Source organism: Galbibacter sp., from assembly GCF_048266365.1.
Taxonomy (GTDB): Bacteria; Bacteroidota; Bacteroidia; order Flavobacteriales; family Flavobacteriaceae; genus Galbibacter.
This window is the reverse complement of the sequence record NZ_JBLWZP010000002.1, coordinates 588,130-612,782: the sequence shown is the minus strand read 5'-3', so window position 1 is coordinate 612,782 and position 24,653 is coordinate 588,130. Positions and strand designations below refer to the sequence as shown.

Sequence of the window (24,653 nt, the reverse complement as noted above, 5' to 3'; positions counted from 1 at the left end):
TGTAAACGCATCGATCAATATCGCTACCCTTGGACGCGCCGTAAACCGCGATGAAAAATCGAATGCTATGTGTTGCGCTATTGCTCATCTAGCTTCAGGTTTAAAACCCAATCCATCGCTATGCGTGGTTGGGTAGTTTATTAATCATTTTCGGTTTATCGTTGTAGTTCCATAGTTTTAGAAAAACATAAAATATCAGCCATGGGCAAAAAAAAAATAATTTTTGATTTTTACCTTCCAAATTATCAGGTCTTCCTTTAAGGTTTAGTATCCTTGATAAAAACTGAAAAACTTTAACAAGAACTTATCAAAGTCTTTTGAGATTTGTATTATTGATAGCACTTTCTTATACAATCGCGGTAAAAATAAAAAAAAATAAATTCTGCATAGTATATTATACGTTAAAAAATCATCAATTATTCAACTCTTCTAGAGTAATTATACTGTTGACAGATTTTTATCTATTGCTACCTTGGAGTAGAAACAAAAGTTTCTATGATCAAAACTTCGCTCATTTTTAGTCCGTAAGCCGATTATTTGGTAAATTACTATCGGTATCAAAGAATATAAAATAATAATTAATACATATGGTTTTTATAGATAATGAAGGTGTTAATGATCCACGGATCAATCTGGCTTTGGAGGAATATGCACTGAGGAATTTTAATCCGAAAAATGATTACTTGCTTTTTTACATCAATGACCCTTCCATCATCATTGGGAGGAACCAAAATACTCTTGAAGAGATAAATTTCAAATATGTACAACAGAAAGGTATACATGTGGTTCGCAGAATGTCTGGTGGTGGTGCGGTGTATCATGATTTTGGTAATTTAAATTTTAGTTTTATCACAGATCACGATGTCAAGAGTTTGAATAACTTTAGAAAATTCACCCTTCCGGTGACAAATCTGTTAAACGATATGGGGGTTCCAGCTGAGCTCAAAGGACGAAATGATGTTCTAGTTCAAGACAAGAAAATATCTGGTAATGCCCAATTTTCTACAGGGAAAAGAATGTTCCATCATGGAACCTTATTATTTGATAGTGACCTGTCTGAAGTGGCAAGAGCGCTAAATGTGAAAATGAGTAAAATCGAATCCAAAGGTCATAAATCTGTCCGTAGCAGAATTGCCAATATTTCTGAATTTCTAGACCATGAACTAGATATTGAAAGCTTCAGAAAATTAATCTTAAAAGGGTTGTATAAAGAAGAAAAGAACTTTGAGACCTATAGGTTAACAACAGAACAGTGGCAGGATGTTTATAAACTTCGAGATCAGAAGTATGGAACTTGGGATTGGAATTATGGGAGCTCACCAAAATTCAATATCAAACGTGCTAAACGTTTTCCAATAGGGGAGATCGATCTTCGGATTTTTGTGGAAAAAGGAAGAATCACCAATTTTAAAATTTATGGTGATTTCTTCGGAAAGGAACCAGTTGAAACGCTTGAAGAATTATTAATAGGTACCCGTTATGAGATAAATGAAATTGCCGAGTTGTTGGAACCTATTGTTATTGAGGACTTTTTTGGTGCATTGCCCAAAGAGGATTATCTGGAGTTGATTTTTGGCGAGGATGACAAGCCAACTGTTTTAAAGCCCATACACAAGTAAAAACCTATAGAAGGTGAGTTAGAAAGCGTATAGCAATTGCTGGAAAAGTAGGTGCTCTATGACTTTTTTTGGTTTAATTCAGCGAACTATTTCTGGTTATGCAGGATGGTAGAGGATGACCCTTTAGCTTATAAACTATTATATTTAGGTCGTTAATCAAACCAAAGAAGTTTATCTATGCAAACTAGTCGTTTAAATCACTGGTATATTTTATTTTTCTTTTTAGGTATTGGACCACTTAGTTTGTTGGCTCAGGATGTCTTTCCTGATGGCACTCCTATACCAGATTGGTTCCGAGAAACGACTCAAATTCCACTTTCTGAATTAGGGAAACAATATTCCATCACAGATTTCGGGGTAGAGCGAGATAGTAGTTTGGTTCAAACCAAGGCTATACAATCAGTAATTGACTTGGCGGCGGAGAAAGGTGGCGGCGTCATAGTGATTCCTAAAGGTGTATTTTTAACCGGCGCCTTATTTTTTAAACAGAACACTCATCTGTATTTGAACCAAGGAGCGATCATTAAAGGCAGCGACGATATCAGTAATTTTCCAGTTTTGATGACCCGAATAGAAGGGGAGTCGGTGAAGTATTTTCCTGCGATCATTAATGTGGATGGAATTGATGGGTTTACCTTAACTGGAAAGGGTACCATTAATGGTAATGGTTTACGCTATTGGAAAGCCTTTTGGCTGCGTAGAGCATGGAATCCGGACTGTACTAACAAGGATGAAATGAGGCCCCGTTTATTATATGTTTCCAATAGTAAAAATATTCAAATCTCAGGAGTGCATTTAATGGATTCTCCTTTTTGGACTACACATTTTTATAAATGTGAAAACGTAAAACTTTTAAATCTAAAAATCACCTCTCCTTCTGCGCCTGTGAAGGCACCAAGTACTGATGCAGTGGATATTGATGTGTGCACCAATTTTCTGATTAAGAATTGTTATATGTCAGTAAATGATGATGCTGTAGCATTAAAAGGAGGGAAGGGCCCCTTCGCTCATCAAGACACGAATAATGGAGAGAACAGAAACATCCTAATTGAAGACAACACCTATGGGTTTTGTCACAGCACTTTGACATGTGGAAGTGAATCTATTCATAATTACAATGTGCTTTTTAGACGAAGTACCGTGGAGGATGCCACACGTATTTTATGGCTTAAAATGCGGCCGGACACCAAACAGAACTATGAGTACATACAGGTGGAAGATATTAGCGGAACTGCCAAAAGTATGATCTTCATCAAGCCTTGGACACAGTTTTTTAACCTCAAAGGGGAGGATGATATTCGAAAATCAAAAGCTTCTAATATCACCATGAAAAATATAAACTTGAATTGCGATGTAGTGTTTAACATTCAAGAGTCTGATCAATATGATTTATCAAATTTTGTTTTTGAAAATTTAAAACTCACTACAAAGAACAGCAATAAGCAGCGGACTGAATTTATAACAGGGGTACAGCTTAAGAACGTAGCGATAAAAGAAAAAGATCAATAAACTATCCAACCACGCATAGCGATGGATTGGGTTTTAAACCTGAATCTACATGAGCGATAGCGCCAAGTAGTTTGAATTTGCGTTTTGTTTTCTTGTCCAAGGCGTATGCATCAGCCACCTTGGCAATAGATCGTATCAGTATTTGAGAAGAAAGCTCATAAAAGTTGCTACATGATTACGAGTCAAGAAAAATAGTTATTAACAAAAAGGGGAGTACTGCTTTGTTCCCATCCATTAAAGATCAATGAGTTTACGCAGTAAGTTTATGAAATTAAGAAATTATAATGTGATTTTGTTGCTCCTTATTGGGAGTACTGCATTTGGACAACAAATTGACCATTGGCCGGAAATCTCAGAATCACAAAAAGTTTGGACTCGCTGGTGGTGGATGGGAAGTGCTGTGGATAGCGCTGGGATCCGTCACAATCTGATATCCCTGAGTAAGGCAGGTATTGGTGGGGTAGAAATTACGCCTATTTACGGCGTTAAGGGGGAGGAAGAAAATACTGTAGAATATCTTTCTCCACAATGGATGGCCCTACTGGATTTTACCGTAAGAACCGCAGATAGCCTCGGTATGGGAGTTGACATGTCTTTGGGTACCGGTTGGCCCTATGGAGGCCCTCAAGTCGAGCAGCAATATGCAGCCAAAAAGATTGTGAGTCATAAAATAGTAGTACAGAAAAAAGAAGTTATCGAGCAAAAAGTTGGCGATTCCATCATAAAAGGAAATCCTATGAAATTCCTTGGGGTCTATGCTTATGGTAGTGATGATACTTTTGTTGATTTACACGATCACATCAAAAAAGGAAAACTACTATGGAAGGCCAAAAAAGATGACTACACGGTATATTTTGTGTATCAGGGTCTCACCGGGCAGCAAGTTAAAAGGGCTGCTCCTGGAGGTAAGGGCTATACGCTTGATCATTATTCAAAAGAGGCCTTTGAGGATTATACGCAGCCTTTTAATCAGGCATTTTTAAAAGATCAATCAAAGCTAAGAGCTGTTTTTAATGATAGTTATGAGGTATATGGAACGGATTTCACACCCAACTTTTTCACTTCCTTTCAACAGAAAAAAGGCTATGATGTTCGTCCCTACCTTAACCGCTTGTTTGAAAAAAGAGATGATGCAGTCTCTAATAGAATTCGATCAGATTACCGGGAGACGATCTCAGAACTATTACTTGAAGAATTTGTAAGACCTTGGACTCAATGGGCACATCAAAAGGGTTTCTTAAGCCGATTACAAGCTCATGGATCCCCGGGGAATCTTATAGATCTCTATGCTGCAGCGGACATCCCTGAATGTGAAACCTTCGGCTCAATGCCTTATGATATCCCTGGCTTTCGAAGACTGACTGAGAATATTCGCCCAGGCGATGCGGATCCTGCCATGTTGAAATTTGCGGCATCCGCAGCTCATATTTCAGGAAAGCCTCTGGTTTCTTCTGAGACTTTTACATGGCTCAGAGAGCATTTTAAAACGGCCTTGTCTCAGTGTAAACCTGAAGTTGAAGATTTATTGTTAAGTGGTATTAACCATACCGTACTCCACGGTTCGACTTATTCACCCCAGCGTGCCTCCTGGCCGGGTTGGAAGTTTTACGCCTCGGTGAACTTTAACGAAAATAACAGCATCTGGGAAGATGCCTCTGGTTTATTCTCATACATCTCTAGGTGCCAATCCTTTTTACAGAAGGGGGTAGCTGATAATGAAACCTTGTTGTATTTTCCAATTCACGATCTTTGGGATCGGTATTTGGATGGGACACTTTTTTTTCAGTTTAAGATTCATTCTCTTGATCAGTGGTTGTTAGATACTCCTTTTTACAAGACTCATAAAAAGTTAACCGAAAATGGTTTTGGAAGTGATTATATCTCAGATGATTTCGTAGGTCAAATAGCATTTAATCATGGAGAATTACAACTTCCCGGAGGTCGGTATAAAGCATTGGTTGTGCCCGATTGCAGTATCATTCCACTGGCTACTCTGGAAAAACTTCTTGACCTAAAAAGCCAAGGTGCAAACATTGTATTTCTAGGGGTCCCTGATGCGGTACCTGGTTTTAATAAATATGCTGAACGCATCTCAAAGCTTGAAGAATTAAACCAAAAAGTGGTGCAAACGGAAGATTTGTTGGGAGAATTAATGAATGTTGGTGTCAAAAATGAAGCCCTGGTTAAAGAGGGACTAAAGTATATTCGAAGAGAAATTAATGGAGAAAAAATTTATTATATCGTCAACCATGGTGATCAGACTATAAGTGAAATTCCTTTAAATATTTTGACTTCTCAAATTACTGTGTTTAACCCTCTAAACGGGGAGGTAGGTAAGGCTAAAATCAAGAGCAACAACGGTAAAACCATGGTTCAGCTAGTTATGGAGCCCGGAACTGCATTTATCTTGCAATCCGGAGAATTAAAAAATGTTTCTGATTTGGTATATACCACGGCCATAGGACAACCAATGGAAATTACATCAGATTGGAACCTAAGCTATTTAAAGGGTGGCCCAGAATTACCATCCTCAACGACCCTTTCAGAATTGGTCAGTTGGACTTCTTTAAGTGACCCTAAAGCCAAAGCATTCTCAGGAACGGCAGTTTATGAAACACAGTTTATGCTCGATCAGTCGGCTGCGGAGTATTGGAAAGTTGAACTCGGTGATCTTAGGGAGAGTGCCAAAGTCTGGATTAATGGTCAATATGCAGGTATGGTTTGGGCATTGCCATTTGAATTGAAAACTAATTTATTTAAAAATGGAATGAACAGCCTGAAAATTCAGGTGACCAACCTATCAGCCAATCGTATTAAACATTTAGAGGAGTCTGGAAAAGAATGGAAGATATTTCACGAGATCAATATGGTTGATAAAGATTACAAGAAATTCGATGCCACCAAATGGGATTACACCCCTTCGGGTCTATTAGGTCCTGTACGGCTTATTCCACTTGAGAAACACAATCCCCTATAAGGGAATGTGGGGTAAATCATCATCATCATAATAATAACAAAAAGAAAAACCAAACTTTAATTCGTAAACCAATGCTTAAGACCAATTTAATGTTGCTTTTTGCTGTACTATTTACAGTGTATAGCTATACGCAGAATAACTTTGATAAGAAGGAGCTTTTAGAAGATATGACCTTGGCTAACGCCTATTTTATGGAAAAATGGCCAGATACTGGAAAGACCATCATCACCAATAAAGAAAGACCTAGTAATATTTGGACAAGAGCGGTATATTACGAAGGTTTAATGGCACTACATGAGATCTATCCAAAGGAAGAATTTTATCAGTACGCCTTAGATTGGGCAGAAAGCCATAAATGGGGTTTTAATGGTGGGAACACCACCAGAAATGCCGATAATTATTGTGCGGCACAGACCTATATCGATTTGTACCAACTTGAGCCAGAGTCTTCAAAGCTTAAAAATACTAGGGCTCAATCGAAGATGCTACTTTCAACGCCTCAGTTAGGAGATTGGGATTGGATTGATGCCATTCAAATGGGGATGCCTGTGTTGGCTAAGATGGGGGTATTGGAAGACAATCCCTTGTATTTCGAAAAAATGTATGACATGTATATGTATACAAGAAACGTCGAAGGAGAGAATGGTCTCTTTAATCCGGAGGATGGACTTTGGTGGAGGGATGCGGATTTCGACCCGCCCTATACTGAACCCAACGGAGAGGACTCTTATTGGAGCCGTGGGAATGGTTGGGTGATTGCTGCATTGGCAAGAGTATTGTCTATTATCCCTGAGGATGCACCACATCGCAAACAGTATGTGGAGGATCTACAGGCCATGGCTAAAGCTTTGGTGCCTATTCAAAGAAAAGATGGCTTTTGGAATGTGAGTTTGCATGATGAAAATCATTATGGAGGGAAGGAGGCCTCCGGCACATCACTTTTTATTTATGCGCTGGCCTATGGGGTAAATAACGATATTCTTGATAAAGAAACCTATATTCCGGTAATCAAAAAAGGATGGAAAGCACTTGTTGAAGATAGCTTGCACAAAAATGGATTTTTGGGTTATATGCAATCTACCGGTAAGGAGCCTGCAGCTGGTCAGCCACTATCCTATACAAAAATGCCTGATTTTGAAGATTACGGACTTGGTTGTTTTTTATTGGCAGGAACCGAGATCTATCGAATGGACTTATAATTTTTAGTAATTATGAAATACCGTGTACTTGTACTGACAATCTCGCTCTGCTTTATTGCTGTTTTCGCAAAAGCTCAAGAGGGTAATACCTATAACATTTGGAAAGAGATTCCAGGGACTTTAAAAATCGACAATGGCAAAGAGCAACAAGAATTAAATGACAATGGAGAAGTACAGCGCGTTTCAAAAGTTGCTCAGCCGACGCTTCGTGTTTATCTTCCCGATCGAATTTTTGGAACTCCCACTGCCGCAGTGTTGATTTGTCCTGGTGGCGGCTATTCTCATTTGGCCATTGATAAGGAAGGGTATAAGGTAGCCAAATGGTTAAACTCCATTGGCGTAGCAGCCATGGTGCTCAAGTATAGAATGCCGAACGACCAAGTCATGGACGATAAAAAAATTGGACCTTTACAGGATGCACAGCAGGCGATTCGGTTTATTCGTACTCATGCACAGCAGTGGAATATTGATGCGAAAAAAGTAGGAGTCATGGGATTTTCTGCGGGAGGGCATTTGGCGTCGACTTTGTCGACTATGTATGACAAACCCACCTATACTAACGAGCTTTCAACAATAAGTGCAAGACCGGATTTTTCCATATTGATGTATCCCGTAATTTCAATGCTGGACCAACATACCCATAAGGGTTCCCAAGAAAATCTACTAGGTAAAAGAGCCTCAAAATCTTTAAAGAAATCTTTTTCCACCAATACATTGGTGGACTCCAATACACCTCCGGCATTTTTGGTTCATGCTTCTGATGATAAGGCCGTTCCTGTGACTAACAGCCTATTGTACTACCAGGGGTTAATCGATGCTGAGGTACCCGCAGAACTTCACATTTATAAAGGAGGTGGCCATGGATTTGGTATGGGGAATACCCAGTCGAATATGGAGTGGCCAAAGACACTAAAACTTTGGCTGGAGGCTACCGGAGTATTGTCTAACCCAAAAGTGTATCTGTTTTCGTATTTTAAATCTAATGGAGAGGATGGACTTCACTATGCTTATAGTACTGATGGCTTTACATGGAAGGCCTTAAAGGATGACGCTTCTTTTTTAACACCACATATAGGGGAGCAAAAACTGATGAGGGATCCTTGTATTATAAAGGGAGGTGACGGTAATTATCATATGGTATGGACTTGTGGATGGACAGAGAAGGGTATTGGTTATTCCAGCTCATCCGATCTTATTCACTGGTCCGATCAGAAGTACATTCCAGTGATGGAATATGAAATAAATGCGAGAAACACCTGGGCTCCTGAGGTCACCTATGACAAGCAATCCGGTCTGTACATGATCTACTGGGCTACCACTGTAAAAGGGGCATTTCCCGAAACACAATCCACCGAAGAGAATGGATACAACCATCGTATTTATTATTGTACCACCAAGGATTTTAAGACCTTTTCAAAAACGGCCTTGTTGTATGAGCCAGGTTTTAATGTTATCGATGCCAGTATTGTTGCCCGGGATGGGCGCTTTATCATGTTTTTAAAAGATGAAACTAGGGTTCCGGCGGCTAAAAACATCCGAATAGCCTATAGTGAAAACTTAACAGGTCCTTATAGTAATGCTTCAACCCCTATAACTGGAGATTATTGGGCCGAAGGCCCCACCTCTCTGAAGTTAGGTGCTTCAACAGTGGTGTATTTCGATAAGTATATCGACAAGCATTATGGAGGGGTTCAGTCTTCTGATCTTAAGCAATGGAAGGATATTTCAACGCAGTTGAGTTTTCCGAAAGGCATGCGCCACGGTAGTGTAATTGAGCTATCCGCTGAGGAATTTCTGCAGCATTTCAAGCCCTTTGTAAAGGCTTCTACCGCACCATAGTTTTAATTGAGGAAGTAAAGATATTAGAGGCTGCTGGCTATTGCCTGAAGTAACTCTCGGACCTCTTGAGTGTTTTTGATATAGTATCTTGCTTTGGATTTTTTAAAGCCTACTTTTATGGAATAGGAGTCTTCAGGGACTTCTTCAAACATATATTCATCGGTCCAATCATCGCCAATGGCAAGGACAAAGTCGTAGTCCTTTCGTGACAATAAATAGGTAGCAGCTCGTCCTTTATTGACTCTACTACTCTTGATTTCAATGACCTTATTGCCATTGAGTACCGTCAATTCATTGTTTGATATCAAACTCGTAACAACGGTATTGAGCTCATTGGTTCTTATTTGAGCCAATTCTGGATCAGCTTTTCTATAATGCCAAGCCAGAGAATATTTCTTTTCCTCAATAAAGGTACCCGGGGTGCGATCCACAAAGGTTTCTAAAACCGGCCGGATGTTTTCCATCCAATCGGTGCGCAAACGCTCCAAGGGTTTCCATGATTGTTTTTTTTCTTTTGCCCATACACCGTGATCTGTGATCATCGAGTAGTTTTTTTCCTTAAACCAATGCTCTAGGGTTTTTCTGTCCCGTCCACTAATGATGACCATATTGGTTTGATTTAAGGCATCTACCTTATCGAGTAATGACAGGAGTTCTTCATCTGGGGCTGCACTTTGAGGATTGTCCTGAAATCCAGTAAGTGTGCCGTCGTAATCCAGTAGAAGAAGTCTGCTCTTGGCTGCTTTAAATTTCTGTAACATTAGAACCTGCTCTTGCTTATCCAAAGGCTGTGAGACGATGACCTTTTCGATTTCTTTTGACGCCTTTAAGGATTTCATAAACTCATGCGACCATTTCTCTACACTGTAGCGCTTGAGCCGTTTTTGTAGCTGATCATTTCTGGAAATTTGTTGCTCAAGTGGCATCTCTATAGCAGTTTTTATAGCGTCTGCAAATTGCTCGAAGTTGTTGGGATTTATCAGGATGGCCTCGTTCATTTCCTTGGAGGCGCCTGCCATTTCACTTAAAATCAGAACACCATCCTTTTTGGTTCTTGTAGCCACATATTCTTTGGCGACCAGGTTCATTCCATCTCTAATAGGCGTGATCAGAGCAATGTCCGCTGAGCTGTACAAATCGATCAAATTGTCAAAGGGCAGCGAACGATAGAAGTACCAAATAGGAGTCCAGTTGATTGTGGCAAACTCTCCATTTATTCTACCTACCAGCTCGTCGGTTTCTTTTTTTAGCAATTGATATTGCGGAACATCAGATCTCGAAGGAACGGAAAGCATGATTAATCTGACCTTTTCTTTAAATTCGGGGTATTTGTTTAAAAAGTATTCAAATGCCCTTATACGGTTTGGAATACCCTTGGTGTAGTCTAACCGATCTATCGAAAGAATCAGTTTGGCATCTTTTGAGGACTGAAAATGCTCGTCTAGCTTTTGTTGCAGTTCAGATCGATCTTCGGTATTTAATTTCCTATGTGACTTGGCGGCATTGTGAAATTTCTTGTAATCAATACCCATAGGAAAGGAATCTACCTTTACAATACGTTCGTGATAGGTTATTTCATTGAAATTTACCTCTAATCGCAAAATTCTTTTGATCGAACTTAAAAAGTGACGTTCGTAATCATAGGTGTGAAACCCAATTAGATTCGCCCCTAAAATACCTTGAAGGAGTTCCTCCCTCCAGGGGAAACACCTAAAAATTTCATAGGAGGGAAAGGGGATATGTAAAAAGAATCCGATAGTAACCTCGGGTTTGTGTTGTCTAATCAGTGCAGGGAGTAATAGCAGCTGATAATCGTGGATCCAAATCTGATCCCCATCTTCTACATGCTCCAAAACAGCGTCTGCAAATTTTTGGTTAACGACTTTGTAAGATTCCCAATATTGATGCTCGAACTCTGTGTATTCCATAAAGTAATGAAATAATGGCCATAGGGCTCTGTTGCTTAATCCGTAATAGAAATTATCAACATCGTATTGGGTTAGACTTACTGTAGCGCAATTTTCTTCGGCTACTAACTTGTCTATTTTTTTACTAAGGTCTTTGTCGAGTTCTTCCTCGGTGAGTCCTGACCATCCAATCCAAATACCCTTTCCGTCCTTATGCACTGATTTCATTCCCGTGGCCAAACCTCCTATGCTTGGGGTCATCTCCAATTCTCCATCGTTGAGGTGGAGTTGCAGCGGTAATCGATTAGAAACGATTATTGTTTTCGTGTCCATGAATTCTTGAATTTAGATGTATTTAAATCAATAGCTTCAGTTGTTTAAGGGAAGGTTTGTAATTACTTTTCGGTCAATTATGGTTTAGATTTCTTCTCTATTGCTTGAAAAAGCAGCAATATTTTCGTTAATTTAAGGAAATTAAAAAATATTAACGTTAGAAAAAACTTAATAAATGGACAATTTAGATTATGGAATCATTGGAAATTGCCGAAGTGCAGCGTTAATTTCCAATCAGGGGTCTATAGATTGGTGTTGTTTACCTGAATTTGACTCGCCTTCCGTATTTGCTAAGCTCCTAGACGATAAGATTGGTGGACACTTTGCCATCAATGTAAGCGACGACTATCATATTGATCAACAATACTATAAGAATACCGGGATACTACTTACCATATTTGACAATGGCTCAGATGCGTTTACGATTTGGGACTTTATGCCGAGGTATCGTATGGATACACAACAGTTTCATACCCCTCCTGAAGTTATACGATACATTGAACATATCAAGGGTAAACCAAAGATCAAAATTGACTACCAGCCCAAGTTGGAATACGCAGAGGGTATTACCAATACATATGTCAAAGACGATTTTATTGTCTCTTTGACCTATCACGAAAAATTTGACACCGTATTTCTCTATACAAGTTTTGATCAACAGAAGGTGGTTAGCGGTGATGAAATTGTCCTAGAAGCAAATGGTTTTTTTCAACTGTGTTACAACGAAAAAATATTTGCCCCTAGTGTTGAAAAGGCTTTTTTAGAGCTTACACGAACCCAGGTCTATTGGCTGAACTGGAATGAGAAAACCCCTGAATACAAAAAATACAATGTGCAAATCAGACGGAGTTCGGTTGTCTTAAAAATGTTGTGCTATGAAAAGACCGGCGCTGTCTTAGCCGCTGTTACCACATCACTTCCAGAAACCATAGGGGAGATGAGGAACTGGGATTATCGATTTTGTTGGATCCGAGACGCCTCCATGGTTATTAAAGTAATCTCAGAATTAGGCCATAAAAATATGGCGAAACAATTTTTGAAATTTATCATAGATCTCATTCCTGATAAGGATGAAAAACTCCAAATCATGTATGGGATTAACAAGGAGAAAAAACTCACCGAACACACTCTTGATCACCTAAGTGGTTATATGGGAAGTAAACCGGTACGTATCGGCAATGCCGCTTATATCCAACGACAAAATGATATCTATGGGATCTTAATGGATGTGATTTACGAGCAGTTCATGAAGTTTAAAACTGAGATTGAGAACATCGAAGATCTATGGACGATTACTAAAGGTATCGTATGGGTGGTTAACAAGCACTGGGAGGAACCCGATAAGGGCATCTGGGAATTTCGAACAGATGAAATGCATTTCACCTTCTCGAAAGTGCTGTGTTGGGTGGCTGTGGAGCGTGCATTACGAGTTGCCAAGTTATTAAACAAAAATCGAAAAATAGAGAAATGGTCAGCTTTAGAAGAGCAAATTCGACAAGACATTCATGACAATGCATGGAACGAAGAGAAACAAAGCTTTACTCAATCCTATGGTTCAAAACATTTGGATGCCTCTGTATTGCTAATGGAAAGCTACGGCTTCATTGATGCAAGGGATCCTAAATACGTTGCTACAGTACATGCTACCGGAAGAGAGTTATCCCATGACGGATTGATGTACCGCTACAAGAATCAGGATGATTTTGGATTGCCATCTTCATCTTTTACCATTTGTAGCTTTTGGTATATCAATGCTTTGAATAAAATTGGAGAGCACCGTAAGGCAACAGCTCATTTTGATAAACTCTTGTCCTATAGCAATCACTTAGGACTTTTTAGTGAAGATTTAGACTTTAAAACCAAAAGACTGCTGGGTAATTTTCCACAGGCTTATTCGCATTTGGGCTTGATAGAAACCGCAATAAATCTTTCCAATTTTATAACTAAGGATGAGCAGGTTAAGGAAAATGTCGGTTAGTAACCGATGTTTAATTTTCATTCACCTCTATCCAATACCCATTGGGATCTTTAAGGTATATTTGACGAACGCCATCTGGACGATCATTGGTGGTGTTTTCTATGCCGGGCCAATTCTCAAAATAGATTTTATTCTCGCGTAAGTGGGTGATAAAAGCATCCAAATTATCGGTATACAACGCAAGATGTACTCCTTTGACATCGGCTACCTCGTGCTTTTTGTCTTCAATGACGTGTAACGCTGCCTTTGTACCCATGGAAAACCAACGGATGTGAGGCTGCTCAGTTTTGTTTTCAATTTCTTCTAAGCCCATAATGTTGTGATAGAAATTGGAACTCTCTTCGAGATCTTGAACTAAAATTGCGAAGTGATCGAAACCCAATTTAAAATTTTGGGCCTTGGTTTGTATACTCATGAGTGTAACTAAAATAACTAAAATGAAACAAAGGTTTTTTTTCATTGGTGCTTGTTGTGTTTGTCTTGGTTTAATGTTTAAGTGTTTCTAACAGTTCTCTGCCAAGCTCTGCAAGGAAAGGAATTCCGACGGTATCATACTGGTAATCACCTGTATTAAAAATACCACTTTCATTGACCAACAAATTCGCCGTTACTATAAATTCTGTACTACTTTCTTTATCATAAATATAGGCGCAGTCTGTAAGGTAACCATAAGCATAACCCACTTTGTTATAAATTTTGATGGATTCTGGGATCCTTTCATGAGTGTCCCCGTAGATAAGGAACTTTCCATAACTGTCGTAATACTCCTGCTCTTCGAAACCTAATGCTCGCGGTACAGAGGACATGGCATGTAATACAAACTCGCGATCACTTGGACTCAGATGAAACTGCTCTTTTTTGCTAAAGGCATCAGGGAAAATTATCCTCTTCATTATACCATGTAGACTGCTAATTGGGAGGTAGTTCTTCGTTGCAAAATTAAAGGGCTCTAGAACCAAAGAATCATTACTATCTATATAACCTTTACCTTTGTACACTGATTTTAAATTCAACCTTTCTACGGCCTTACTCGTCTTGGATTGTATTTGGCTTAGTGTACTGTCGTTTTGGTGAAAGATAATGGCCTTTGACATTGGGTTATGGGCATCTGGCGTTGAAAGTCTGTGGCTGATGCGCAGTGGACTGATACCTTTATCCTTTAGGGCCTTGTTGATATAATCCTTGCCTAGGTATTCAAACAAGCGATTGTAGGCCTCGTTGTCGCTAATGGCAAATATTTTGGTAATCTCCTTGGCAAAGGTGGTTTCCAAGGTATCTCCATCCACATAAAAGAGGGAGTTTCTATCGAAACGTGGATCTTGGTCCAATTTTTCTAAAGCGAGCAAGCTAATTGGGAGCTTAACGGTACTTGCAGGATAAAAATAATTGGAGTCATCTACCCTAAACTGATAATCGGTAAAGGTTACGGTGTCATTTTGCCGATCTATGGTACTCAGCATGACCTGAAGCTCATAATGATCCGCACTATCGATGATCTTTTTGATCTTGGGATGCTGGGATAGTGTTACTTTATTTAGGACATCATTGTTACTACTTTGCTTTGGCCCACAGCCTATCGCAATGGCAATGAGGATATAAAAAAGACTAAGTTTAATGGTTGGCATAAGAAATGATTTTTTTGGTGAAAAGAATTAGCTTTTAGGCGGATCATACTCTTCCCAGCTCTTGTCTTTAAAAATATCATCCCCAAAGTATTTGGCGATTTTTATAAAATCATCCGGTCCCTGATATCCGGGAACAGGGGATAAGATTTCTTGATTTGAATTAAGGAAAATAGTTGTTGGAAAACTCAATTTTCCTTGTAATAATGCTGCTGCTAACTCGTGATAACCGCTTCTCCCTTGTGCAATAAATTTAAAAGTCTTCCCTTTGTAAAGGATGTCTTCTTTTTGCTCGGCATCTAGTTTAACCATATAAAACTTGTCTTTCATATAGTTCAGAACCTTTGGGTTATTAAAGGTGTTCTTGTCCATTTTCTTACACCAGCCGCACCAATCAGTGTACACATCGACAAAGATTTTTTTTGGGGAGTCTTCTGAATTAGCCTTTTCAACAGCTTCCGTCCAGCTGAGCCACTGTATTTCCTGTGAATTGACGCTTGCAATGCTGCAAATAATAAATAAACTTAGGAGGTAGGTTCTCATAGATCTTTGATTTTTAATTTCGTATTCATTCGCCTACGAATTGGGGCAATTATGTCAAGTTGTTTACTGAATTAACTTCAAAGATAATTTCTTTTTATCAAAACAGCTCTAAGGCCTAAAGATAATAATTTCATTTTTAATTGTGGCATTGCACGATTTTCATCACTGCTGGGTTCACACACAAAAAAATCCTGAAACGAACAAAATTGCTCTTTTCAGGATTTCATAAAGATAATTGATCTTTAAATCAGGCTTCTTTTACCAATTCTTTTGTTGCAAAATCTTCGATGTTTGGATCTACTAGATTTGCTACAATATCATCTATGGTTTCTCTTTTGCGAATTAAATGTGCTTTTCCGTTATGCCATAAAACCTCTGCAGGTCTATATCTTGAATTATAGTTACTAGACATTGAAAAACAGTAGGCACCTGCATTTCTAAAGCAAAGAATATCACCTTCAGAAATTTCAGTTATACGCCTATTACTGGCAAAGGTGTCTGTTTCACAGATGTATCCAACGACCGAGTAGAAACGCTCTTTACCTTTAGAATTCGATATATTCTCGATATAATGGTATGAGTTGTAAAACATAGGACGAATCAGGTGGTTGAAACCAGAGTCAATACCGGCAAACACTGTTGAGGTTGTTTGTTTAACTACATTTACCTTGGCTAGGAAACATCCAGCCTCACTGACTAAGAATTTACCCGGCTCAAAGGCAAGGGTTAAATCTTTATCGACTTCTTTGCAGAAGCTATTGAATCGTTTGGATAACTTTTTACCAAGTTCTTCAACGTTGGTTTCAATGTCACCTTCTTTATAAGGTACTTTAAAACCACTGCCAAAGTCCATAAACTCTAGGTCATTGAAATGTTTAGCAGTTTCAAATAGGATTTCGGAAGCATATAAAAACACTTCAACATCCAAAATATCGCTACCTGTATGCATGTGAATTCCATTGACACGCATACCTGTATTATCTATGATGCGGAGTATATGTGGAATTTGATGGATGCTTATCCCAAATTTGGAATCGATGTGACCTACCGAAATTTTTGAATTTCCCCCTGCCATTACATGTGGGTTGATTCGGATGCAAACAGGTACATCAGGATTGCGAGCACCAAATTGCTCTAAAATCGAGAGGTTGTCAATATTTATTTGAACTCCTAATTTGGCAACATCCTCTATCTCTTCCAGAGAAACACCATTGGGTGTAAAGATGATGTCCTCCGGATTAAATCCAGCCATCAATCCAAGCTGTACCTCCTGAATAGAGACGGTATCTAAGCCGCTTCCTAAAGAATTAAATAGTTTTAAGATCGCAACGTTCGACAAAGCCTTTACTGCATAATTAAGTCTCAAGTGCTTTACATTCTTAAAAGCAGTTGTTAGCCTATTGTACTGCGAAATTATTTTTTCCGAGTCATATACGTAGACTGGACCACCATATTCTTTGGTTATTGAAATTAAGTCGCTATGGTTCATTTTTCAATATATTAGACTACAAAGCTAAATAATCTTCGAATACAATTCAGATAATTGGCATATTAATATAAATATAAAACATATTGTTATAATTCTAACATTTAAACAAGATGATTCCAGAACTTATCCCTAGTTTTATTTTAGAATTTTAATACTTAGGACGCGACTTCAGCCAGCATATTTGAATTCCTTAAAATTCTTATTCTTAATTGGGTTTATTAATCTCCATTTGTTACTTTTGTTCCGCTTAAATTATACAACGCATCGTTATGAATTTACACGAATATCAAGGAAAAGAAATACTTGCAAGCTTTGGAGTACGCATACAGCGTGGAATTGTAGCTCAAACTGCGGCGGAAGCTGTGGCTGCTGCCAAGCGATTAACCGAGGAAACTGGTACCGGATGGCATGTTATCAAAGCTCAGGTACACGCAGGTGGTCGCGGTAAAGGTGGTGGTGTTAAACTTGCCAAAAACCTTCAAGAGGTAGAACAAATCGCTGATACTATCATCGGTATGAATTTGGTAACACCTCAAACCAGTAAGGAAGGGAAAAAAGTTCATCAGGTATTGGTGGCAGAAGATGTTTATTATCCAGGTGATAGTGAGACTTCTGAATTCTATATGTCTGTATTGTTAAATAGAAGTACAGGTAGAAATATGATTATGTATTCTACCGAAGGAGGAATGGATATCGAAGAGGTTGCCGAGAAGACTCCTCATTTGATCTTTAATGAAGAGATTGATCCGGCTACAGGATTGCTTCCATTTCAGGCTCGTCAGATCGCCTTTAACTTAGGATTGAGCGGACAAGCTTTTAAAGAAATGGTGAAATTTGTAAGTGCTTTATATAAAGCTTATGAATCTTCAGATTCTTCTTTATTTGAAATCAACCCTGTTCTTAAAACTTCGGATGATAAGATCATGGCAGTGGATGCTAAGGTAACCATCGATGACAACGCTTTATATCGTCATAAAGATTATGAAGCAATGCGTGATATTAGAGAAGAAGATCCCATTGAAGTAGAGGCTAGAGCTGCTGGGTTGAACTATGTAAACTTGGACGGTAATGTTGGATGTATGGTAAACGGCGCTGGTTTGGCAATGGCAACCATGGATTTAATTAAAATGGCTGGTGGAGAACCTGCTAACTTCCTGGACGTAGGTGGAACTGCAGATGCACAACGTGTTGAAACGGCTTTTAGAATCATCCTGAAAGATCCTAACGTAAAAGCTATCTTGGTTAACATATTCGGTGGAATTGTTCGTGGTGATCGTGTAGCTCAAGGAATTGTAGACGCTTATAGAAGTATGGGTGATGCTATTAAAGTTCCAATTATTGTTAGACTACAAGGAACTAATGCGGAACTAGCTAAAGAATTAATTGATAATTCAGGATTAGCGGTACAATCAGCTATTGAATTCAAAGAAGCTGCGGATAAAGTACAAGAGGCATTACAATAATATAGTGTAAAAAACTATTTGCGTTATGCATTTTAATATTATAAAAAAAGAACCTCGGCTAGTCCGGGGTTTTTTGTATCCAATTTTTAGGGGTGTGTTATCATAATAATTTTGAAGCTAAAGTGCAGTAGCTTTATGTAACTATACGGTTAACAGCAGTACCTAAATATTTATATTCAGATTCTATCAAACTCTTGTTTCAACTCTTGCGAATATAAAGGAGTATGACGACGATTAGCAAAGGTTTGATCGAATATTATTCTCCACAATACGGAATTATCAAAACTCACTTTTGGAATCGCAATCCTCACCAATCTCCTCCCATCCTTTACTGCTCGGACACTAGGGTGATTTATGTTTAAAAATTCACAATGACGCTTAGGATTAGAGAATTGTTAAGTATTTTAATTTTTCATTAACTCATTATATATCAGTGTTGTAAATCTAAAATTCGTCATAGATTTGTACTGTTTAACAATCAAAAAACAATAGTTATGAAACGTTCAAAATTAATTTTAGTGCTAGCCATCCTTTCGATGACATTCGGGATGGCCAATGTGGATCCAAATCCAACTGCTAAAGAAATTTCAAAGCAATTATCTGCGATTTTAGGCAAACCAGACTTTAGGTTAACTGAGAACGTCTTGGTGGCCAAGGTTCGCTTTAAGGTTAATGCTGAATCTGAGCTGGTAGTGCTTACTGTAAAATCGGAAAACGAGCTTGTGGAGGCTTATATCAAATCCCGAATGAATTATCGTAAGGTAGATGTGCCTGGCCTAGTGAAGGGAATGGAATACAATGTGAGTGTTCGGATCCTGGCTCATTAAGTTTGTGAGGTTTGGAAAATGAATTGTGCCTGGAAAAATAAAGGGTTGTCTATAGTAGGCAACCCTTTGTTAACCGTTTTATCTCGTTTTGTTATTACAAGTGTAAGCCGCACTCTGTCTTAGGACTGTTGTTCCAACGTCCGCTCCTATCTTCTCCCGGTACAGTACAGTGTTTACAACCAATGGAGTTGTAACCTTGAAACACCAAGGGGTGGAAGGGAAGTTTGTGCTTTTCTATGAAGGCGTCTCTTTGTTCTTTACTAACGTCGAGTAATGGGTAAAATTTTATGATATTACCTCTTTCTTCAAATATATTTAAAGAGGATCGGTGGTCACTTTGCCATTCCATGAGTCCGGAAACCCAGACTGAATATTTCTTTTTGATCAGATCCAGAGGTTTTACTTTGTTTATCGTACAGCAAAACTCTGGATTTTTACGATAAGTTTCGTCTTGTACGGTAAATTCGTGTTCCTCTTTGATGGCGCTTATGGACTCCACGTTTAAACCATATAGGTCGGTAAGCTTCTTTTTATAGTCCAAAGTTTCTGGAAAGTGAAATCCTGTATCTATAAAATACACTCTTTGATCTTTGTTTACTGTTGAAAAAAGATGAAGTAGAAAAGCTGAAGTAGCCGCAAATGAACTTGTCAACATGATTTCATCTGTTGAAAAATCTTCGTACAACATTGCAATACGCTCTTCTATGGATAGCGGCATGTACTTGATATTTAGTTTCTGAAGTTCTTTATCCGTATAGGTTCTCTTTGCAACAAGTTCTTTTTCCAGCATATTAATCTATTTATTCTATAGGGAATTGGTTTTAAAGGTGCTAAGATAGTTTTTTTTTCAAAATATTTTAAAACTCAAGGACTTTCTTATTGAAAAATAAGAGATTTTTAACCTATTGAGTCTGTATTGTTAGATGTGTATATGGTCCTGTATTGTTGTAAATACTAGTGGTTTTTACATAAATCAGACAAAATGTCTGTATTGTTTTCTTAATAGCAGTCATAATGTCAGTATTTATAAATTGGAACTGAATTTGACTATAGGTAGGTGTACAATAAAAAAATTGATCATTAATCTTAAAATTATAGTTATGAGTTTAGTAAGAAGAAATCAAAGTTTGTTTCCAAGTTTTTTAGACGATATGGCCCGACCAGATTGGTTTGGTGGTTTAGAGCGCCTAAGTGATACCGTTCCTGCTGTGAATATAAAAGAGCAAGACAAGGCATTTGCTTTAGAGTTGGCCGTTCCTGGAATGAAGAAAGAAGATTTTAAAATTGAGCTTGACAAGGACGTATTAACAGTATCTGCCGAAGTTTCAAGTGAATCTAAATCTGAAGAGGATGCTGTTTACAGCCGAAGAGAATTTAAGTATGCGTCATTTAAACGTGTATTTACACTTCCAAAGGCTATTGATAAGGATCAAATTAATGCCAGTTATACTGATGGCGTGTTAAATTTAACGCTTCCTAAATTGGAAGCTGCGATTCCTGCTCCTAAAAGATTGGTTGAGATCGCTTAAATTAAAAAAGATAGTTTTTTCATAAGTAAGTAGAGTTAGTTAGTTAAAGAGCGCTCCTTCTTGTTGCAGAGAAGGAGCGCCTTTTCTTTAAGCAAGTGCTTTACAGAAAATCTTTTGACTTAATAGTGTCTGTTCTACCTCTTCAGCTGTAATGCCTTTAGAAACTACCCTAAGTACCTTATCAATGTCTTCGAGGTCGAAGTTGGCTTGTTTTACTCCTGGATGTAATAGGAGGTTTACTAAAACGTCATTCATTTGATCAATGGTGATTACATTGGTCGCGAATACTAAAATTTCAGTGGTTGTTAGATTATTCATAATTGGTCGTTTTTTGATGTTCACATTTTTGTTGTAATCTTTCTTTGAGGCTGGATTTCCAATGTACTTTAGATCGAGCAGAGCGTTTGCCTTTGCCTTTGTCTTTGCATTTACCACCTCCTGAGAATAGGAGTTTGCACAGCAGTACAATACCTCCTGCTTCCCAAAAGCTGATGGTGGATAAATCAAACAGCTTTGGCATTAGCCAATTCCATAGCTGCATAACAGCAAACACATAGAGGGCAATGGCTAAGACGATGAAAATACCAATTCCGATTCCTTTTAAAACTTTCATATTTTTTAATTTTCTTTTAATTCTTGATATAAATTTTCTAGTGCGCATTTTAATTTAGTTACGGCATAGCGTTTTCTAGAGAGTATGGTGTTAACCGATACCTCCTTTAGTGCTGCTATTTCTAAAATTGATTTACCCTCCAATTCATGGAGTACAAATGCATCACGTTGCTCTTTTGGCATTTGAGCCAAACTTTGATTCAAAACCAGGTAAACTTCATCCTTCCACATTTCATTGATCTGATGATCTTGTTCACAACTCTCAATCCAATCAAAAAAGCTTTGATCGTCCTGCTTAGCGTGTTTTAATTCTGAAACCGCGGTAGACTTTTTTTTCCTGATAAAATCTATGGCCTTATACCTTGCAGTGGTGTAGAGCCATGAGGTGACTTTTTCAAGATCTTTAATGTCTTCGAATCCAACGATCAAACTGTAAAATACCTCTTGAACAATATCTCTTGCATCTTCACGACTTATCATCCATTGCTTGAGAAAGGAGATTAATTTTCCTTGCTCATTAACAGAGAGTTGTTTTATTAATGTATTTTTTTCCTTTTGATTCATTGGCCATGGCTAGGGACTATTATATAGTCGAATGAGAAAGAATTATATTTTAAAATAAATTAAAAAAATCAATAAAATTTCAGGTTCACAACACGAATTTGAATGTAATACACTGTAAATCAATATATTTAGTGTTCTGTTTATTTTGGGTAACTTTTTCTGAAGAGTGGTGTTTTTTTAAGGTTTTTTGTGGTTGGTTTTTGGTTTAAGCGGGAATGAAATTTATCGACGGGTGGCTCTCGATGATTTCCAAGATGATTTCAAAATAGGTTTGTCCAGTGCCTTGTTCAAGGGCAAGTAGTTTGGATTTTGCAAATTCTCTATTGTAAATCTCGGGTTTGGATAGCTTGTCTTGGTAAAATTCTATAGTGGTCTCTAGACCGAGGACTCGTTTACTCTTGGTTACATTGGTCCAAATCAGGTTAAATGTAGCCATGGATTTATGGGTTCCAAACCCTCCGTGAAAAAGGTCGTTTAAAGCATCGAGGCTTTGTCCGATTTTCCAATCCTCACCTTGCATAAATAGTTGGTTGATTTGCTCGTAAAAATCCCCAATACTGTTAATGTGGTCTCCGACTATAGTGAAAGAATGGATTTTTTCCATCTTAAATATGTTGTTTAAGGGAAGCTATTTCATCTCTCAATTGTGCCGCTTCCAGGAAATCAAGTGCCTTGGCCGCCTTTTCCATGGCTTTGCGTTTATCACGAATGAGCTTTTCTATTTTTTCTTTGGGCATAAATTCTAGTTCAGGCTCTGAGGCTTTTCTGGCAGCTTCCTTTTCCAATTGATTGGTAGAAATGGAGTTCTTAGCCAGTACACTGTCAAGGCTCTTATTAAGTGCCTTTGGAGTGATGTTGTGCTTGGTGTTGTAGTTTATTTGTTTTTCTCTTCTGTAGTTGGTCTGATCAATAGTACGCTGCATACTCGCGGTAATTTTGTCTGCATACATGATTGCCTTGCCGTTTAGGTTCCTGGCGGCCCTACCTACGGTTTGCGTAAGTGAACGTGTTGATCTTAGAAAGCCTTCCTTATCGGCGTCTAGAATAGCCACTAATGAGACCTCGGGGAGGTCTAATCCTTCTCGAAGTAGATTCACACCAATGAGTACATCAAATAATCCTTTTCTAAGGTCTTGCATGATTTCTACGCGTTCAAGAGTGTCGACATCACTGTGGATGTAGCGACATCGAATTTGTATCCGGCTTAGGTATTTGGTGAGTTCCTCGGCCATTCGCTTAGTAAGTGTGGTTACCAAAATTCTTTCGTCACACTCGATACGTTGGTGGATTTCCTCTACCAAATCATCAATTTGATTTTCACTGGGTCTTACCTCAATAACAGGGTCTAAAAGTCCTGTTGGACGAATGACTTGTTCTACATAGGTTCCTTCACTGAGCTGGAGCTCGTAGTCTGCAGGTGTAGCACTGACAAAAATGACTTGATTTTGTAAGGCTTCAAATTCTTCAAATTTTAAAGGTCGGTTATCCATTGCTGCCGGTAGACGGAAACCGTATTCTACGAGGTTCTCCTTTCTGCTTCGGTCACCACCGTACATGGCGTGTACTTGTGGAATGGTAACGTGACTCTCATCGACAACCATCAAATAATCATCTGGAAAATAGTCCAGAAGGCAGAATGGCCGAGTCCCGGGTTCTCTACCATCGAGGTATCTGGAGTAGTTTTCAATCCCGCTACAATAGCCTAGTTCACGGATCATTTCCAAATCAAAATTGGTGCGTTCTTCCAAGCGTTTCGCCTCTAGGTGTTTTCCAGTTTCTTTGAAGAAATCCAATTGTTTTACCAGATCGTCTTGTATGTATTTAATAGCGTTCTGAAGGACATCCGGTGAGGTCACAAACATATTGGCGGGGTATATGGTTAAGCGCTCATGCTTCTGAATGACCCTATTGGTATTGGGATCAAAGGCTTCGATTTCCTCAACCTCGTCTCCGAAAAAGTGAATTCTATAAGCATCATCTGCATAACTTGGGAATATGTCGATCACATCACCCTTGACTCTAAAGTTACCATGAGTAAAATCAGCCGTAGTTCGAGAGTATAAACTTTGAACTAAACGATGTAAAAATTTAGTCCTTGATATCACTTGGTCCCTTTCAATAGCAATGACATTTTTTTGAAATTCGACTGGATTCCCAATACCGTATAAACAAGAAACCGAAGCGACAACCAGTACATCTCTTCGACCTGAGAGTAGGGAAGAGGTGGTGCTTAATCGCAGTTTTTCAATTTCTTCGTTAATGGATAAGTCCTTTTCAATATAAGTACCCGTTACCGGTATATAGGCCTCTGGCTGGTAGTAATCATAATACGATACAAAGTATTCTACCGCATTATCCGGAAAGAATTGTTTGAACTCAGAATACAATTGAGCGGCCAGTGTTTTGTTGTGTGCTAGTACTAATGTCGGACGTTGTACACTTTCAATGACATTTGCAACCGTAAAGGTTTTCCCTGATCCAGTGACTCCTAAAAGTGTCTGGAACCGCTCATCGGCAGTAATGCCTTCACTGAGTTGGGTGATTGCTGCTGGTTGATCTCCGGTGGGTTTGTATTCTGATTGTATCTTAAATTGCATCTCACAAAAATAAGCTATTAAAGTTAAAGTTCTAACCTTAATGGTC

The 24,653-nt window shown here is 38.5% G+C and carries 20 protein-coding genes; 9 read left to right on the top strand and 11 right to left on the bottom strand.

All coding sequences use genetic code 11. The features are described 5' to 3' along the window. Positions 1–587 precede the first annotated feature (587 nt). The 5 genes from ACN0TV_RS05615 (at position 588) to ACN0TV_RS05595 (ending at position 9,143) form a co-directional block, all read left to right on the top strand. Positions 588–1,619, top strand: coding sequence for a lipoate--protein ligase (locus tag ACN0TV_RS05615; protein ID WP_417360944.1), 1,032 nt, complete (start codon positions 588–590; stop codon positions 1,617–1,619). A gap of 177 nt (positions 1,620–1,796) precedes the next feature. After that, positions 1,797–3,128: a glycoside hydrolase family 28 protein gene (locus tag ACN0TV_RS05610; RefSeq protein WP_417360942.1), complete on the top strand. Its 1,332-nt coding sequence runs from the start codon at positions 1,797–1,799 to the stop codon at positions 3,126–3,128. A gap of 265 nt (positions 3,129–3,393) precedes the next feature. Beyond that, the gene (locus ACN0TV_RS05605; protein WP_417360940.1) at positions 3,394–6,105 is read left to right on the top strand and encodes a glycosyl hydrolase; all 2,712 of its coding nucleotides are present in this window, start codon (positions 3,394–3,396) and stop codon (positions 6,103–6,105) included. A 71-nt stretch (positions 6,106–6,176) separates the two neighbouring features. Further along, positions 6,177–7,304: a glycoside hydrolase family 88 protein gene (locus tag ACN0TV_RS05600; RefSeq protein ID WP_417360938.1), complete on the top strand. Its 1,128-nt coding sequence runs from the start codon at positions 6,177–6,179 to the stop codon at positions 7,302–7,304. 12 nt (positions 7,305–7,316) lie between these two features. Then, the gene (locus tag ACN0TV_RS05595) at positions 7,317–9,143 is read left to right on the top strand and encodes a prolyl oligopeptidase family serine peptidase (protein WP_417360936.1); all 1,827 of its coding nucleotides are present in this window, start codon (positions 7,317–7,319) and stop codon (positions 9,141–9,143) included. 23 nt (positions 9,144–9,166) lie between these two features. On the opposite strand, the gene ACN0TV_RS05590 is transcribed toward ACN0TV_RS05595, so the two are convergent. Next, entirely contained in the window at positions 9,167–11,383 is a 2,217-nt protein-coding gene (locus ACN0TV_RS05590; protein ID WP_417360934.1) for a bifunctional alpha,alpha-trehalose-phosphate synthase (UDP-forming)/trehalose-phosphatase, read from the bottom strand. A gap of 175 nt (positions 11,384–11,558) precedes the next feature. Here ACN0TV_RS05590 and ACN0TV_RS05585 point away from each other — a divergent pair, with 175 nt between their 5' ends. Next, positions 11,559–13,361 (top strand): glycoside hydrolase family 15 protein, encoded by a 1,803-nt coding sequence (locus ACN0TV_RS05585; RefSeq protein ID WP_417360932.1) that lies wholly within the window; start codon positions 11,559–11,561, stop codon positions 13,359–13,361. A 10-nt stretch (positions 13,362–13,371) separates the two neighbouring features. Here the strand turns inward: ACN0TV_RS05585 and ACN0TV_RS05580 are convergent, their stop codons facing one another. The 4 genes from ACN0TV_RS05580 to lysA all read right to left on the bottom strand — a co-directional run bounded on the left by ACN0TV_RS05580 (position 13,372) and on the right by lysA (position 17,015). Then, complete coding sequence (locus ACN0TV_RS05580; protein WP_417360930.1) at positions 13,372–13,776, bottom strand: VOC family protein; 405 nt, start codon at positions 13,774–13,776, stop codon at positions 13,372–13,374. Between the two features lie 70 nt (positions 13,777–13,846). After that, entirely contained in the window at positions 13,847–14,986 is a 1,140-nt protein-coding gene (locus ACN0TV_RS05575) for a serine hydrolase (protein ID WP_417360928.1), read from the bottom strand. A gap of 27 nt (positions 14,987–15,013) precedes the next feature. After that, positions 15,014–15,526: a thioredoxin family protein gene (locus ACN0TV_RS05570; RefSeq protein ID WP_417360926.1), complete on the bottom strand. Its 513-nt coding sequence runs from the start codon at positions 15,524–15,526 to the stop codon at positions 15,014–15,016. A 247-nt stretch (positions 15,527–15,773) separates the two neighbouring features. Continuing rightward, positions 15,774–17,015 carry a diaminopimelate decarboxylase gene (gene lysA / locus ACN0TV_RS05565; RefSeq protein WP_417360924.1) on the bottom strand — a complete coding sequence of 414 codons (1,242 nt, stop codon included), beginning with the start codon at positions 17,013–17,015 and terminating at the stop codon, positions 15,774–15,776. A 269-nt stretch (positions 17,016–17,284) separates the two neighbouring features. Here lysA and sucC point away from each other — a divergent pair, with 269 nt between their 5' ends. After that, on the top strand, positions 17,285–18,478 hold the full coding sequence (gene sucC / locus ACN0TV_RS05560; RefSeq protein ID WP_417360922.1) for an ADP-forming succinate--CoA ligase subunit beta: 1,194 nt from the start codon (positions 17,285–17,287) through the stop codon (positions 18,476–18,478). A 494-nt stretch (positions 18,479–18,972) separates the two neighbouring features. Beyond that, entirely contained in the window at positions 18,973–19,305 is a 333-nt protein-coding gene (locus ACN0TV_RS05555) for a hypothetical protein (RefSeq protein WP_417360920.1), read from the top strand. A 94-nt stretch (positions 19,306–19,399) separates the two neighbouring features. Here the strand turns inward: ACN0TV_RS05555 and ACN0TV_RS05550 are convergent, their stop codons facing one another. After that, the gene (locus ACN0TV_RS05550) at positions 19,400–20,095 is read right to left on the bottom strand and encodes a phosphoadenylyl-sulfate reductase (protein ID WP_417360918.1); all 696 of its coding nucleotides are present in this window, start codon (positions 20,093–20,095) and stop codon (positions 19,400–19,402) included. A gap of 310 nt (positions 20,096–20,405) precedes the next feature. Here ACN0TV_RS05550 and ACN0TV_RS05545 point away from each other — a divergent pair, with 310 nt between their 5' ends. After that, positions 20,406–20,834, top strand: a complete 429-nt coding sequence (locus ACN0TV_RS05545) for an Hsp20/alpha crystallin family protein (RefSeq protein WP_417360916.1) — start codon at positions 20,406–20,408, stop codon at positions 20,832–20,834. Positions 20,835–20,921: 87 nt separating this feature from the next. On the opposite strand, the gene ACN0TV_RS05540 is transcribed toward ACN0TV_RS05545, so the two are convergent. From ACN0TV_RS05540 to uvrB, 5 genes are all read right to left on the bottom strand, one after another. Beyond that, positions 20,922–21,152: a hypothetical protein gene (locus ACN0TV_RS05540; RefSeq protein WP_417360914.1), complete on the bottom strand. Its 231-nt coding sequence runs from the start codon at positions 21,150–21,152 to the stop codon at positions 20,922–20,924. Beyond that, positions 21,145–21,447: a hypothetical protein gene (locus ACN0TV_RS05535; RefSeq protein WP_417360912.1), complete on the bottom strand. Its 303-nt coding sequence runs from the start codon at positions 21,445–21,447 to the stop codon at positions 21,145–21,147. The genes ACN0TV_RS05540 and ACN0TV_RS05535 overlap by 8 nt, the downstream gene beginning before the upstream one ends. A gap of 5 nt (positions 21,448–21,452) precedes the next feature. Beyond that, the gene (locus ACN0TV_RS05530; RefSeq protein WP_417360910.1) at positions 21,453–22,010 is read right to left on the bottom strand and encodes an RNA polymerase sigma factor; all 558 of its coding nucleotides are present in this window, start codon (positions 22,008–22,010) and stop codon (positions 21,453–21,455) included. Between the two features lie 205 nt (positions 22,011–22,215). Then, positions 22,216–22,614: a ribonuclease inhibitor gene (locus tag ACN0TV_RS05525; protein ID WP_417360908.1), complete on the bottom strand. Its 399-nt coding sequence runs from the start codon at positions 22,612–22,614 to the stop codon at positions 22,216–22,218. 1 nt (position 22,615) lies between these two features. After that, positions 22,616–24,607 (bottom strand): excinuclease ABC subunit UvrB, encoded by a 1,992-nt coding sequence (uvrB, locus tag ACN0TV_RS05520; RefSeq protein WP_417360906.1) that lies wholly within the window; start codon positions 24,605–24,607, stop codon positions 22,616–22,618. Positions 24,608–24,653 lie beyond the last annotated feature (46 nt).